The 16,122-nt window shown below is 30.5% G+C and carries 11 protein-coding genes; 7 read left to right on the forward strand and 4 right to left on the reverse strand.

All coding sequences use genetic code 11. The features are described from left to right. Positions 1-4: 4 nt before the first annotated feature. Complete coding sequence (locus FRY74_RS01835; protein ID WP_147098039.1) at positions 5-4,207, reverse strand: translocation/assembly module TamB domain-containing protein; 4,203 nt, start codon at positions 4,205-4,207, stop codon at positions 5-7. Between the two features lie 273 nt (positions 4,208-4,480). Between FRY74_RS01835 and tsaD the strand changes: the two genes are divergently transcribed. Genes tsaD through FRY74_RS01850 form a run of 3 tightly spaced genes read left to right on the forward strand, consistent with a single transcriptional unit; the run spans position 4,481 to position 7,091 of the window. Further along, positions 4,481-5,506, forward strand: coding sequence for a tRNA (adenosine(37)-N6)-threonylcarbamoyltransferase complex transferase subunit TsaD (tsaD, locus tag FRY74_RS01840; RefSeq protein ID WP_147098041.1), 1,026 nt, complete (start codon positions 4,481-4,483; stop codon positions 5,504-5,506). 2 nt (positions 5,507-5,508) lie between these two features. After that, entirely contained in the window at positions 5,509-6,468 is a 960-nt protein-coding gene (locus FRY74_RS01845; protein WP_147098043.1) for a pseudouridine synthase, read from the forward strand. Continuing rightward, on the forward strand, positions 6,465-7,091 hold the full coding sequence (locus FRY74_RS01850) for a class I SAM-dependent methyltransferase (protein WP_147098045.1): 627 nt from the start codon (positions 6,465-6,467) through the stop codon (positions 7,089-7,091). The genes FRY74_RS01845 and FRY74_RS01850 overlap by 4 nt, the downstream gene beginning before the upstream one ends. Here FRY74_RS01850 and mutS read toward each other — a convergent pair. Then, the gene (gene mutS / locus FRY74_RS01855; protein ID WP_147098046.1) at positions 7,088-9,697 is read right to left on the reverse strand and encodes a DNA mismatch repair protein MutS; all 2,610 of its coding nucleotides are present in this window, start codon (positions 9,695-9,697) and stop codon (positions 7,088-7,090) included. The genes FRY74_RS01850 and mutS overlap by 4 nt on opposite strands. A gap of 145 nt (positions 9,698-9,842) precedes the next feature. Here mutS and FRY74_RS01860 point away from each other — a divergent pair, with 145 nt between their 5' ends. Then, entirely contained in the window at positions 9,843-10,376 is a 534-nt protein-coding gene (locus FRY74_RS01860; protein WP_147098049.1) for an RNA methyltransferase, read from the forward strand. A 65-nt stretch (positions 10,377-10,441) separates the two neighbouring features. On the opposite strand, the gene FRY74_RS01865 is transcribed toward FRY74_RS01860, so the two are convergent. Then, positions 10,442-12,160: a TPR end-of-group domain-containing protein gene (locus FRY74_RS01865; RefSeq protein WP_147098051.1), complete on the reverse strand. Its 1,719-nt coding sequence runs from the start codon at positions 12,158-12,160 to the stop codon at positions 10,442-10,444. A 94-nt stretch (positions 12,161-12,254) separates the two neighbouring features. Continuing rightward, positions 12,255-12,767, reverse strand: coding sequence for a 2-amino-4-hydroxy-6-hydroxymethyldihydropteridine diphosphokinase (folK, locus tag FRY74_RS01870; RefSeq protein ID WP_147098053.1), 513 nt, complete (start codon positions 12,765-12,767; stop codon positions 12,255-12,257). A gap of 84 nt (positions 12,768-12,851) precedes the next feature. Between folK and sppA the strand changes: the two genes are divergently transcribed. The 3 genes from sppA (at position 12,852) to FRY74_RS01885 (ending at position 16,118) form a co-directional block, all read left to right on the forward strand. Continuing rightward, positions 12,852-14,660, forward strand: coding sequence for a signal peptide peptidase SppA (sppA, locus tag FRY74_RS01875; RefSeq protein WP_147098055.1), 1,809 nt, complete (start codon positions 12,852-12,854; stop codon positions 14,658-14,660). Positions 14,661-14,743: 83 nt separating this feature from the next. Further along, positions 14,744-15,448: a 16S rRNA (uracil(1498)-N(3))-methyltransferase gene (locus FRY74_RS01880; protein ID WP_147098057.1), complete on the forward strand. Its 705-nt coding sequence runs from the start codon at positions 14,744-14,746 to the stop codon at positions 15,446-15,448. Continuing rightward, on the forward strand, positions 15,441-16,118 hold the full coding sequence (locus FRY74_RS01885; protein ID WP_147098059.1) for a DUF4159 domain-containing protein: 678 nt from the start codon (positions 15,441-15,443) through the stop codon (positions 16,116-16,118). The genes FRY74_RS01880 and FRY74_RS01885 overlap by 8 nt, the downstream gene beginning before the upstream one ends. The last annotated feature ends 4 nt before the right edge of the window (positions 16,119-16,122 follow it).

Genomic DNA, 16,122 nt, shown 5'->3' on the forward strand with positions numbered 1-16,122 from the left:
CGTTTTATTTCAAGCCTTTTTTGAATAAGTCACTAAAATTATCAAACTCCTTACGGTAAAACAAACCAACTCCTTGAGTATAATTACTACTTGTTCTCTCAATATAAGACTGGTTAGATGCATTAAATGCTTTAACCCTTAATTTACCATCTTCAGTAATTTTATACTCCATAGAGAAATCTCCAATAATATTATTCGCATTTTGTGAATCTGAAGAAACCTCTTTATTATCTGAAACCCCAAAATTGCCATCCAAAATCAATCTGTCATTAAATATTTGAGTTGAAAGTGCTAATTCAATCTCTTGTCCCGACAACTCATCTCCTGGCCTGTAATTAAAACCAACATCAAAGTCATTGCTAATTTTTGACAACCAATTACTTACCTGATTTGACATTAACTCAAATGAAGTGGTACCTGCAACATTACCCGTATAACTCACCCCTTCTCTACCTGTAGGAGTCAAAAATTGATTCAACACTAACAACGAAAAAACCTGCCGATTTAACTCTTGAATATTTTCTTGTTCGTCGCTAACATAAAGTACACTTCTAACTTTACTTTTAGTTGTTTCATCTGCGGTAGGTAAATCAATATCAAATGCTATATCTGGATTTAACATTGATTTTGTCATTATCAATTTTAAATTAACTGGTGTCCTTTTTTTATAAACTAAATTAGCTGTACTATCTTCTGTACCTGCAAGTAATTCATATAAACGAGCTCTTAAACGATAAACTGCAGTTAGGTTTAGTTGAGCATCATAAGGATCACCATTCCATTTAATAACCCCACCTTCCTCTAAATCAAATCGTTTATTAATAATGTTTTGAAGTGTGAAAAGATAATCTCCATCTTTCACCTTATAATCTCCATAAATGTTAAAATCTCCTTGCTGATTAATTCTAAACTCTAAATTACCTTCTCCTTTAGCTTTCATAACATCTCCAATCTGCTCATCAAATACTAATCTTACCTCTGCATCAGGAGTTGCTTCTAAATCAAAATTCATAATGAAGTTTGATAAATCGATTTCTTCTTCTACTTTTTTTACAGTGTCATTTGTTACGAATTCTATAAAATCATTTTCAGAAATCTCATCACTGTTTGATAGAGGAATACTAATAACTGTTCCCTTTTCAGTTTTAACATCTAAATCAATACTTAATTTATTTCCATAACCTCCTATATTAACTAACCCAGAAATAAAGGCTTTACCGTAATACAAATTATTATCATTTACAGATGTATTCATCGCTAAAAAATCATTCGCATCTAACCCAACATCAAAGTTGAAATTTTTAAACCATTCATGAAATATTGTTCCATTGGTAATTGCGGTATTTTTTCCTGTACCATCAAAAAACTGAACGTTATCAAAACTTATCATATCAGGAGTAACATTAATTTTACAAAAAGGAGTTGAAAATCCTGTTTTTAAATAATTTACTTCAAAACTTGTTTTTTGTAATTGAATATAACCGTTCAACTCAGGTTTATTTGTTGTTCCTGTTATTGCTATATCCGCAGTAATTAATCCCCTTAAATTATCAATGTAATCTTTAGTATAATTATTAACTATACTTAAATCTGTACGCTGTAGCTGAAGAACTAAATCTAAACTTTCTGTTTCTCTAAAGGGATAATAATTCCCATTAAATATAATAGAAGGCAAATGTCCCTTATAAAATTGACCATCTAGGTATAATTTTTTTTCAATTGTACTCCAAACCGATTTAACTTCCCCTGAACCTAAATTACTTTGGTTAATAGCTAAATCATTAAAAGTTATATCTGAAGTAAAAATCAATTCTTCTTTCTCTTTCTTTATTGAAAAAACACCATCTACCATTCCTTTAACAGTAGCTATATTAGAAGGAATAAATTTTTGAATTATAGCTAAATTAAATTTTTGCAAAGCCACATCTACTTGATCATTCTCATCTCCAGAGAGTTTACCATCAATTAAAATACTCTGATTTCCTGCTTTAAACCCTAAGTTTTTTACACTCAGTTCAAGGGTATCTTCTTTAAAGTAATCTATTTGGTTATTTTCATTTACATTCCACAATGTATCATCCACCAGAAAATAGGAATCATAAAATTGCGTTGTAAAATCATTTAACCCTCTAAAATAAGTATTGAAATTAATATCCGCTTTTGTTGGTGAAATTGTATCACTATTTACCCATTTAATATTTGTTAAGATAGAATCATTATGAACAACTGAGGAAGTTTTAAAGTTCTCTAAGTAAATACTATCCGTTTGATAAATCTTTTCAGCAAAAACATCTAAATAAAGTGTTTCAAAAGAAGTCTTACCATCAACCTTTAAATTATTAACTTTAACTAAACCAGAATTTACCGAAGGGAAATAAGCATTTAACGAGAGCGATTGTAAAGTTGAATTATATGCTCCAAGAAGTCTTGAATTTTCACCTAATTCTACTCCTGATAAAATTAACTTTGAGATTAAGTCGGTATTTAAAACCTTAATATCAAAATTAAAATCGTTTGATAATTTTACTTGCTTTAAATCTTCTTGATGTAGAGAAGGGATAAATTTTACGAGGTTGTTTGTGCTTGCTCCGAGCAATTCTTTAAAATAATATCTACCTTCTATTTCAGCTTCCAAAATCGCAGAAGTAACACTTAATTTTTTTAATTCACCTATTTTTTGAGATTTAACATTAATATCAGTAACATAAATCGAATCCTTAACATCAACATAATTCAAATCTTTAAAAATTATATCTCCCTCAATATTATCAATATGATTACCAACCAAATTAACCTGAAGTTGAGTTGACAAACGTGTCTTCAAATCTTTTTCAAGGTGGATTAAATTTAAGTTTTGAAGTTTAGCATAATTAACATTTGAAATAAAATTAAAAATGGGAAGTTGATCTCTAAAATCAACAAATCCATTAAAATCAAAATCAATATTTTCATCCTCAACAGCTAAATAACCTTTAAAGATTTTATTTGCTAAATTTCCTTTAACCTTAACATTATTGTATTCATAATCTTTTACTACAATTTGTTCTACATTTCCATTTAGTTTTATTTTCAATTTTTGTAAATCCGTTCCGCTTCCATCAACATCAACATTCATTGTTATCTCTCCAAGTTCATTAGGTATTTCAAAAAATTTACCCAAATGAAAATGATTACTTTCAATTTTTCCTTTATATTTTATTTCATTATTAATTGTTTTTAAAGAAACATCTGTAGAAACAGAACCTATAGCTGTGTTAAATTTTCCATACGCTACAAAATCATAATAAAACCCCGTTAAACTCCCTTTAAAATATACTTTGCCTAAATGATTAAAATTATTGGTTAGCTGTAACCTTTTATCATCACAAAAAGGAAAAAGAGGAAGCTGTTCTAATTGACGTTTAGATGTTATTAATTGGTCAACATTAATATGCATAAACATATTTTCTACATCTGGCAAACCAGATATTTTAACATTACCTTTAAATATTGTCCCATCTTCTGTCCTTAAATCAAGTTTTCTACCTTTCAAATTACTTATCCTACCTTTAACTTCTCCTGTTAGGGTTACCTTTTTATTTAAACAGTCTAATCCTCGAGCAAAAAAGCAGATATCTTTAAAGTTTACTTCTGATTTTTCAAAATATGACTTGATTTTCACATCATCAATAAAATTTGCTAAATCAATATATTCATTTGTAATAAAAGTTACATCACCGTCAACTTTTGAATTTGGAGTTTTTATTTTTAAGTGTTGTGCTATTATTCCTTTTGGAGAAATATTAAATTCCGTTTTGAGGTCATTTAACACAAAACCACTTTTTTCGACTAAACTTAATTCCTCTATATTACAATTTACTCCTGCAGTGATAAATTCGATCTTACTCGTTTTTAAATTTAAATCTTGAATACCAACATGACTATAATCTACCCCTGTTAAAAAAGGTGCCACATCCTCATTGTTATAATCAAATCGACCATTAGAAATAGTAACTTTATCTAAACCAAATTGCCAACTACTAGGATTTGATGTTGTGTCTGTAGATTTAAAATGATCAATGATAAAAGTTAAATTTACCGTCGTATCTTCTTTATACTTTTTAAGATTAAAGTAGGTATCTTCTAATATTACTTCATCCAAAAATATTCGCTTGTCTTTTAATGAAAATTGACTTATATCAACATTTAAATAATTAATATATGCCAAAGTATCTTGATGTAAATCTTCAACATACAACTTATGAAGCGAAACTCCTTTAAAAAAAGAGACATCAACAGACTCTACAGTAATTGTGGTTTTTAACTTTTTAGCAAGACTTGATAAATATTTTTGAATTAAAAAAGATTGAAAATTTGAACTTTTGGTTGTAGCAACACCAAAAGCGACAAGCAGTAATAGAAATACTGCTAAAAGGCCCCATATTATTCTTCTTTTTTTGATAATTTTGAACGACTAAGAGAACTAACAAAAATACATTTAATGCAGCAATCACCAACTATAATTTTAGGAATTGAATCTTCTTGTGATGATACTGCTGCTGCTATTATAAAAGACGGCAAAATTCTTGCCAACATAATTGCAAATCAAGATGTTCATAAAGCTTATGGTGGGGTTGTTCCTGAGTTAGCTTCTAGAGCCCATCAACAGAATATTGTTCCGGTAGTAGATGCAGCTTTAAAAAAAGCTAATATCGATAAAAAAGATATTTCTGCTATTGCTTATACTAATGGACCTGGATTACTTGGTTCCTTATTAGTTGGCAGTTCTTTTGCAAAGGCATTTGCTATGGGATTAAACATTCCTACTATTGAAGTTAACCACATGCATGGCCATATATTAGCTCACTTTATTGAGGAAAGTGAAGGTGGAGGCAATAAACCTTCGTTTCCCTTTCTATGCTTAACAGTTAGTGGTGGACATACCCAAATTGTAAAAGTTAGCGATTATTTTAAAATGGAAATAATTGGAGAAACAATTGACGATGCTGCTGGGGAAGCATTTGATAAAGTTGCTAAAATGTTGAGTTTACCCTATCCCGGAGGACCTTTATTAGATAAATACGCTCAACTAGGAAACCCAGCAAGATTTGAATTTCCTCATCCAAGAGTTAAAGATTTAAATTATAGCTTCAGTGGTTTCAAAACTTCAGTTCTTTACTTTTTGAAAAAAGGATTAGCTGAAAACGAAAACTTTATTACTGAAAACCTAAACGATATTTGTGCTTCAGTTCAAAAAACGATAGTGGACATTTTAATGATAAATCTTAAAAAAGCTGCTAAACAAACTGGCATAAATGCAATTGCAATTGCTGGAGGTGTTTCTGCTAATTCCGAATTGAGAAAACGTTTCCAAGATTTAACGGCTGAAAATTTTAAAGTTTATATTCCAAAATTTGAATATTGCACCGATAATGCAGGAATGATTGCAATAACAGGATATCACCATTATTTGCAACAAAATTTTGGCACACAACAATCAGTACCAAATGCTCGAATGAAAGTTTAATCATGACAATTACAAAAGAGCAATTTAAACTTGCCTTAGCAAAAGTTTGCGATCCATTACCTGGAAGTATTCCTGCACCAACACCATATAAGCTAGCTGTAAAACAAAAATACAATGGCTTTAATATTATTGATTTTTTTGCTGTAACCGTTCCTATGGTTGCTAAAGAAAAATGGATAGAAAAAATCGAAAACAACAATCTATTTATTGATAATAAACCGGCAAAAATTTCTTCTAAGGTTTATGGGGGAAATATCACTACTCATTTTTCCGAACCAAAAACAGAACCATTTATTAATACAGAATTTGAATTTATTTTTTGTGATGAAAATATTTTAGTACTCAATAAGCCTGCACCAATTCCAATGCACCCAAGTGGTCGGTTTAATAAAAACTCATTAACTGAAATCCTAAAACTAGCCTTCCCTTCAGAAGATTTTAAAATAATACACCGTTTAGATGCTAATACTACAGGCGTAATTATATTAGGTAGAACAAATGAATCTGCAAATTCTATTAGTAAACAATTACAAGAAAAAACAGCTAAAAAACAATATCTAGCTTTAGTGGAAGGATTACCGAATAAAAAATATTTTTCATCAAATACTCAAATCAGTTTAGAGAAAACACCTGCAGGCGGAAGAGAAATTAGTAATAATGGTATTGATGCTTATACTGAATTTGAAGTAATTAAAACATATTCTGAAAAAAAACGAGCACTTTTATCAGTTACGCCACATAGTGGAAGAACAAATCAAATACGCTTACATTTAGCCGATCTGAATTTTCCAATTGTCGGAGATATTGGCTACAAAGACCCTAATTATTTCAAAAACAATCCACTTACTTATTCTGATGATTGTTTATTTTTACACGCAAAGGCTATCAGTTTTAAGTACAAGAACAAAGAGGTTACATTTTCTGCTGATTTACCCACCAAATTTTTAATTAACCAAAAATGACAAATACCGAACGAAAAGCACATTGGGAAAACATTTATTCTACAAAAAGTTTAAATGAAGTAAGTTGGTATCAACCGACTCCTGAAACTTCTCTTGATTTTATTAAAAAATTAAACTTACCTAAAGATGCTAGTATTATTGATATTGGAGGAGGAGATAGTTTTTTAGTTGATAATTTATTAGCTTTAGGTTATACCAATATTTCGGTATTAGATATTTCTGAAAAGGCAATTGAACGTGCTAAAGAAAGGCTAGGAAACAATTCAACTAAAGTAAAATGGATTGCTTCTGACATTGCAACATTTAACCCAACAGAAAAATATGACTTATGGCATGATAGAGCTGCTTTTCATTTTTTAACTAACCTAAAAGAGATTAATCATTACACTAAAATAATTACTCAAAGTTTAAGCTTAAATGGCTATGTTATTTTAGGAACTTTTTCTAAAAATGGCCCATTAAAATGTAGCGGCATAGAAATAACCCAATACAATACAGAAGATTTAATTACAACATTTAGAGAATTACGCTTAATTGAATCGAAAGCAATAGAACACTCAACACCTTTTGACACCACTCAAAATTTCACTTTTGCTTGTTTTGAGATAAAAACTAAGGTTTAAACTTTACCTCCAACCATTTTCTTAATCTCATTTAACTTCATTAAAGCCTCAACTGGAGTAAGTGTATTTATATCAATACTGATTAGTTCATCTTTAATGTTTTCCAAAACCGGGTCATCTAACTGAAAAAAGCTTAGTTGAAAATCTTCTGTTTTTTCTGATTTTATAGCTTTATTGTTTGATTGTCCTGCATGAGAGCTTTCCAATTGAGCCAAAACTTCATGAGCTCTGTTCAACATCTTTTTAGGCATACCAGCCATTTTAGCTACATGAATACCAAAACTATGGTTACTTCCTCCTGCAACTAATTTTCTTAAAAAGATAATCTTGTTATTAATTTCTTTAACCGAAACATTATAATTTTTAATTCGCTTAAAAGCATTTGTCATTTCATTTAACTCATGATAATGCGTTGCAAACAATGTTTTTGCTCTTAATTTAGGTTGTTCATGTAAATATTCAGCAATACTCCAAGCTATTGAAATTCCATCATAAGTGCTCGTTCCTCTTCCTATCTCATCCAACAAAATTAAACTTCTATCTGATAAGTTATTTAAAATACTTGCCGTTTCGTTCATCTCTACCATAAATGTAGATTCTCCTTGCGAAATATTATCAGAAGCTCCAACTCTTGTAAATATTTTATCTACTAAGCCAATTTTAGCATGCTTTGCAGGTACAAAGCTTCCTATTTGAGCCATTAAAGTAATCAAAGCTGTTTGTCGTAATAATGCAGATTTACCACTCATATTTGGGCCTGTAATCATCATTATTTGTTGTGTAGAATCGTCTAAATAAATATCGTTAGCTACATATTCATCCCCAACAGCTAATTGCTGTTCAATAACTGGGTGGCGACCATCTTTAAACTCAATAATTTTTGTGTCGTTTACTTCTGGTTTAGTGTAATTGTACTGTTTTGCTATAGTTGCAAACGACAACAAACAATCCAATTGAGCTATTAGTTGAGCATTTAATTGAATTGGTGAAATATAATCGGAAAGTTCCAACACTAAATCGTTAAATAATTGTGTTTCAAGTGTTAAAATTTTATCATCTGCACCTAAAATTTTACTTTCATATTCTTTTAGCTCTTCCGTAATGTATCGTTCTGCTTGTGTTAAAGTTTGTTTACGAATCCAGTTTTCTGGTACTTTATCTTTATGCGTGTTTCTAACTTCAATGTAGTAGCCAAACACATTATTAAACGAAATTTTTAAGCTTGGAATCCCTGTGTTTTCAATTTCTCGCTCTTGTATTTCAACTAGGGCATCTTTACCAGAGTTTAATATTTTACGAAGTCCGTCCAAATCATCATTAACCCCCTCTGCAATTACTCCTCCTTTATTGATGTGTACTGGTGGTTCATCTTGTATTTGTTGTGCAATTTTATCTCTAATAATTACACAAGGATTTAAACGATCTCCAATTTTTTGAAGGGATTCATTTTTTGGGTTTAAACAAACTTCTTTTATGGGTTCGATAACCGACAAAGCTCGTTTTAATTGAACCACTTCTCTTGGGTTAATTCTTGAAGTTGCAACTTTAGAAATTAAGCGTTCTAAATCTCCTATTTCATTTATGTTTCGTTTTAATCCATCAGACAATTCCACATCATCTACCAATTGACTAACAACTGTTAATCGGTCGTTAATTGGTTGAATATCTTTTAAAGGCAAAGCTACCCAACGTTTTAGCATACGCGAACCCATTGGTGAAATGGTTTGATCCAAAACATCAATTAAAGTTTTAGCGTTTTCGTTAGGCGAGTAAATTAATTCGAGATTTCGAATTGTAAACTTATCCAGCCAAACGTATTTATCTTCTTCAATTCTTGAAAGTGAAGTGATGTGTTGAACTTTATCGTGTTGGGTATCCGAAAGATAATGTAATGCTGCTCCTGCAGCCGAAATAGCATAAGGTAAATCTTCTATTCCAAAACCTTTAAGCGATGCCGTTTGAAAATGTTTATTTAAAATTTCTTGACCAAAATCCTGTGTAAAAGCCCAATCGTCTAAACAAAAAGTATAAAACTGCTCTCCAAAATTTTCTACAAATTGTTTTTTATAGTTTCGTTGAAACAAAACCTCTGTTGGTTTAAAACCATGCAGGAGTTTATCGATGTATTGAACATCTCCTTGAGCAACTAAAAACTCTCCTGTTGAAACATCTAAAAAAGAAACCCCAGCTCCTTTTTTATCAAAATGAACTGCTGCTAAAAAATTGTTCGATTTATGGTCAAGTATTTGGTCGTTTAACGTAACTCCAGGTGTTACTAATTCAGTAACTCCTCGTTTAACAATCTTTTTATCCTTACTTGGGGCTTCTAGTTGATCGCATATAGCAACTCGCATTCCTGCTCTTACCAACTTAGGCAAATAGGTATTTAAAGAATGATGAGGAAAACCTGCTAATTCTAATTTAGAACCTCCATTGTTACGAGCTGTAAGTGTAATCCCTAAAACATTAGCCGCTCTAATAGCATCTGCACCAAAAGTTTCATAAAAATCACCCACTCTAAACAACAACATCGCATCAGGGTATTTCGCCTTAATAGTGTTGTATTGTTTCATTAGTGGAGTCTCTTTATCTTTGGTTTTTGACACTTTTCGAGTTTAATTAAGTATTCACACAAACTTAACTGAAAGGCTAAAAACTGCCCATTTTTTAATCCATTAGTTATAAACAGAAATTAGACAATTGTTGATAGAGAACTTATGATTTACTAATTTCGAAATCAATTAAAAAACTATGCACAAAAAACTACAAAACGAAGAATTAAACAGAATATCTGTTGAAGAATTTAAAGTCCAAGATAAAACACCAATTATAGTTGTTTTGGATAACATTAGAAGTTTAAACAACATTGGCTCTGTTTTTCGTACTGCCGATTCGTTTTTATTAGAAGCTATTTATTTATGTGGTATTACAGCTCAACCACCACATCGTGATATTCAAAAAACAGCTTTAGGAGCTACCGAATCGGTTACTTGGAAATATTTTGAATCTACTACTAAAGCCATTGAAGATTTAAAACAAGAGAACTATAAAATAGCAAGCATTGAACAAACCGAAAATAGCGTAATGCTAAATAAATACACCGTAAACAAAAATGAAAAGCTAGCTATTGTTTTTGGAAATGAAGTAAAAGGTGTAGAACAAGAAGTTATTAATAATAGTGATGTAGTGATAGAAATACCTCAATATGGCACCAAACATTCGTTAAACATTTCTGTTTCGGCTGGGATAGTAATTTGGGAATTGCAGAAACAATATAGAGTCTAATATATTAATCTATAAAAAAAGCCCCGATGAACATCGGGGCTTTTTTTTAATTCTATAATTATATCTTAATTTACAGCAGCTTGAAAATCTGCATTTTCTCTTTGCTTAATAAATTCAGCATCCCATTTTGCGTATTCTTTCAATTTAGCATTTTTAGAAACAGCTGTTTTTAAATTGTTAATCAACATATCGTTATCTCCACTTCTTGCTCCAGCAATAGCTTTTAAGTAATAAGCTTGAGCTTCGTCTTTATCAGCAGAACCATCAATGATTGCTGCAACAGCATTATTACCATTTAATAAGTTAGCTAAAGCAGCATTGTATGAATTTACACCTGAGTAGTTTGATACTGCTGAGGCATAATCACCTTTAATAATGTTAATGATACCTTTGTTTTGACTTACTTCTGATCCAGCTCCTGAAGCTTTCTCGTAATATTCCATAGCAGCATCTAAGTTACCGTTTAATCTTTCGCAAACACCTAAGTTATTATTTACAATAGGATTAGTTGCAGCCATTCCAGCAGCTTTATCAAATTCAGCTTTTGCGTCAGCTATTTTGTTTTGACCTACATATAAGTAACCAATGTTATTTGGTCCTCTCCAATCTTGTGGAAATTTTGCTACAAAGCTTTTGAATATAGATTCTTTTTTAGCTTCATCATCATATAATGTAGCAGCATATAACATTTGCTCAGCATCTAAAGAGTCAATTTTAGAATCAACTAAAACTTTAATTTCTTCGTCAGTTAAGTTATGATGCTTCATTATCACATTAACTTGAGATCTTCTTAATTGAGGAAGAATTTTTTTAGCAACCTCAGTATAAGTAGCGGCTAAATTTTTAATTTCTTCTTCTCTTTTGTTTAAGTCAGAATAAGTTTCTAAAACTCTAATGATTAATTCTTTGTCTTTAACATCTGAATTAGTCATTAATGTTTTAAATCCACCCCAATCTTCACCTTTACCTGTTAATTTAGCAAAATCAGCAGTAGTTTCAATTTTAGCAGATTTAAATAAATTCATGATAGCTTTAGAAGCAGACTCAGCTCTTTCATTAGCTAAGTTATCATTTTTAGAAATTTCACCTTCTGGAGATGCATAAGCATCAATAACCATACTGTTAAATTCCATTTTAACATCTTCTTTGTAAGCTTTCATTTTAGCTTTCAAATCTTTGATATCAGCATCACTCATTTCACTTCCTCTAACAGAAGAGTTGTTTACTAAATAGTGAATTTCAACATTATTATCTTCTAATGTAAATTTCTTGAATTGATCAGCACCCATAATAGCTTTATCAGCCGACATTACGCCAAGTGGAGTAATAATTGTTCCATCAGCAGCTTTTCTTGGATCTAAATCTTTAGTTTTTTCTTTATACATACCTGTAGCTCTTAATTCTACAGTAGCTAAGCCCATACCATCTTTGTATTGAATTTTAGCTGTATGAGAAAAGCTTCCCCCTTTTTCATAATTGATCACTGTCCCTTCTGCTTCTGAATCTTCACCTTTTAAATTAAAAGCTTCAAACTCAACACTATTATCACCATAAACAATTACAGGAGTAATTTTTGCAGAAACTTTTTTATTAAAATATTTTTCTGGAAAACTTCCGTTGATAGAAATTGCTATACTATCTCCATGCATTTCTACTGGATTAGGAGTTAGTTCATAGTTTACTTCTCCTTGTCTTTTTATCATTTTAGCTAATGGGTTACAAGCCATAAAGGCTGTAGATGTAACAACTGCTAACGCTAATAACTTTGCTTCTTGGTTTTTCATTTTTATAGAATTATTCTTTAAAAGGTTGTGTTTCTTAATTTTTTTAACTGCAATGATAATCAATGTTTTTCAGATATAAAAGAAATTAATACGATTAAAATACCTTAGTTACCTCAAGTGGGTCATTACATTCATTTTTTAAAACTGAAATAAGCCTATCTAATTGAGGATGAATTAAATCACTACATATTTCAGCTAACGGTATTAATATAAAATTTCTATCTTGAATAAAAGGATGTGGTATTTTTAAATGAGGTGAATCAATAATTTCACTTCCGTAAAATAAAATATCAATATCAATTACTCTTTCTCCCCATTTTTTTCCAGTCCTGATTCTTCCTAATTCAATCTCTAATGCTAAAATTAACTCTAAACATTTTTCAGGCTTATACTCGGTTTCTATTTCTAAAATTTGGTTTAAAAAGTCTGGTTGATTTTCTACTCCCCATGCTGCAGTAGCGTATAAAGAAGATTTTTTAACAATAGTTCCTAATTCTTCTTCAACTCTACTTATGGCTTTAATAAATAGAGCCTTAACATCGCCAACATTACCACCTAAAGAAAGTATTAAGGTATTATTTATCCGTTTATCAATAGTTAATGCCATTGGTGTATTTAATCTATTTAGTGCATTAATGTTAAATTACATTTGTAAAATTATATTACTTAAACAAATAACAAAACAATAGTTATGAAACAATTTTTTAAATTCATGTTTGCAAGTATGATTGGTACTTTTATCACAATTATGCTTGCTAGTATTATTTCAATGGTCATCTTTTTTGGAATGATTGGCTCTCTGATATCTTCGGCATCTGAAGGAAAAAAAGATAAAATTGAAAAAGTGGAAGCAAACTCAATTTTACACATTAAATTAGATTATCCAATAAACGATCGTTCATCAAACAATCCTTTCGAAAGTTTCGATTTTTCATCATTCGAATCTAATGAAGGTCCTGGTTTAGATAAAATTATAAAATCACTTAGAAAAGCAAAAACTGATGATAAAATAAAAGGAATTTACCTTGATTTAACTACCATTAATGGAGGTATGGCTACTCTAGAAGAAATTAGACTCGCTCTTTTAGATTTTAAAAAATCTGGTAAATGGATAATCAGTTATTCTGAAATTTATACGCAAGGAACGTATTATTTAGCTTCTGTTTCTGATAAAGTTTACTTAAACCCTGCAGGAATTGTTGAGCACAGAGGTTTATCGTCTGAATTAATGTTTTTTAAAAATGCATTAGAAAAATTAGATGTTGAAATGCAAATTATTCGTCATGGTAAATTTAAAAGTGCTGTAGAACCTTACATACTTGAAAAAATGAGTGATGCTAACCGTGAGCAATACGAATTACTTTTAAATACAGCATGGGGAAGCATGACAAAAGATGTTGCTGCAAGTAGAAATATAAGCGTAGAAAAATTGAATGAATTAGCTGACAACATGACTATACAAGATGCAAAAATAGCTAAAGCAGAAGGTTTAGTTGATGATATTTTATTTAAAGACGAATTACTTGCGAAACTTAGAGAGAAATTAAAAATTGAAGCTGATGAAGAAATTAAGAGTGTAAGCTTGAAAAAATACAGTAAATCAGCACATAAAAATCCTTTTATTCCTAAGAAAGAAAAAAAATCAGACAACCAAATAGCTGTTATTTATGCTAGCGGTGAAATTAACAGTGGGAAAAGCAAAAATGATGTAATGGGTTCTGAAACTATTTCTGAAGCAATTAGAGAAGCAAGATTAGACGAAAATGTAAAAGCAATTGTTTTAAGAGTTAATTCTCCTGGAGGAAGTGCTATGGCTTCTGACATTATGTGGAGAGAAGTTGTATTGGCTAAACAAGCAAAACCAGTAATTGTTTCAATGGGTAATGTTGCTGCAAGTGGTGGTTACTATATTTCTTGTGCTGCTGATAAAATTGTTGCTGATGAAAAAACCATTACAGGTTCTATTGGTGTATTTGGTGTAATTCCTAATGCTCAAGGACTTATGAATAATAAACTTGGCATTACTTTCGACAGAGTTAAAACAAATAAACATGGTGATATTATGTCCGTTTTTAAACCTCTAACTGCCGAAGAAAGAGATATTATACAAATAGGAGTTGAAAAAATATATGACGACTTTATTACAAAAGTAGCTGAAGGAAGAGGTATGACTAAAGAAGAAGTTGATGCTATTGGACAAGGTAGAGTTTGGACTGGACTAGATGCCTTAAAAATTGGATTAGTAGATGAAATTGGCGGGTTAGAAAGAGCAATCGAAATTGCAAAAACTTCAGCAAAATTAGATGATTACAATTTGATTGATTATCCAAAAAGAAAAGATCCATTTGAAGAAATAATGGAAGAACTAACTAGTAACATTGAAGCTAAAATTTTAACAAAAACTTTAGGCAACGAATATAAGTACTATAAAAAGGTACAAGATATTAGTCATCAGTCGGGTGTAATGGCCCGTATGCCTTTAGACATAGAATTACATTAATTCATTATTGGTAACAAAAAAAGGAGCTAAAATATTTTAGCTCCTTTTTTTGTTGCAAATGTTTACCTTCGCTTTACATTAAGATGAATATTTTTTACACACCAAATATTACCAACACGAATACCTTTGTTTTAGATGAAACAGAATCTAAACATGCTATTAAAGTATTACGCCTAAACCAAGGTGATGAAATTTGCTTAGTAGATGGTAAAGGGTCTTTTTACATAGCTGAAATTAATAATGCCCACCAAAAAAAATGTGAGGTTAAAATTATTAAGCACGAAAAAGAGGAAAACAATAAGCCGAGAATTCATATTGCAATAGCTCCTACAAAAAACAACGATAGACTTGAATGGTTTATCGAAAAAACAACTGAAATTGGAATTTCTGAAATTAGTCCGATTATTTGTGACCATTCAGAAAGAAAATTTTTGAAAACGGAACGACTTGAAAAAAGAGCAATTTCGGCAATGAAACAATCTTTAAAAGCTACTCTACCTTTAATTAATGATTCAATAAACTTTAAAAACTTTGTAAACTCTATCCCCGAAACAACAGAGAAATATATCGCTCATTGCTATAATGAAAACCAAAAACATTTAAAAGAAATCTACCCAGGAAGCAAAGATTGCGTGGTATTAATCGGACCAGAAGGAGATTTTAGTTTACAAGAAGTTGAATTGGCTTTAAACAATGGTTTTACTCCTATTTCGTTAGGAAAAAGTAGATTAAGAACGGAAACAGCAGGACTAGTTGCATGTAATATCTTAAATTTAATTAATGAGTAAGTTTTTAAACCAAATATTATTTATTCTCATTCTTGTGATTTTCATTAATCCAAGTACACTTTTTGCTCAAACAAGTAGTTATCAAGTAGCAGTAGTTAAATATAATGGTGGTGGAGATTGGTATGCTAATTTAGAAACCTCACTACCTAATCTTATCAAGTTTTGTAATCAAAACTTAAAAACAAATATTAATACCGAACAAGCAATTGTAGAGCTTAGCAGTCCAGAATTATTTAACTATCCTTTTATCCATTTAACTGGTCATGGGAATATCATTATTAATAACGAAGAAGCTGAAAATTTAAAAAACTATTTAATTGGAGGCGGATTCTTACACATATCAGATAATTATGGAATGGATAAATTTCTTCGCTCTCAAATGAAATTGGTTTTCCCTGAGTTAGAATTTGTTGAATTACCTTATTCTCACCCTATCTATCATCAGAAATATGATTTTAACAAAGGATTACCGAAAATACATGAACACGATGACAAATCACCTCAAGGTTTTGGTATAATTTACGAAGACCGATTAGTTTGCTTTTACGATTTTGAATGTGATTTAGGTGATGGCTGGGAAGATTCGGAAGTGCATAACGATTCTGAAGAAAAAAGAACAAAAGCCTTACAAATGGGTGCAAATATTATTAGTTATGCCTTTACTCAATAATTAG

The sequence above is a fragment of the Vicingus serpentipes genome (genome assembly GCF_007993035.1).
Lineage (GTDB): Bacteria > Bacteroidota > Bacteroidia > Flavobacteriales_E > Vicingaceae > Vicingus > Vicingus serpentipes.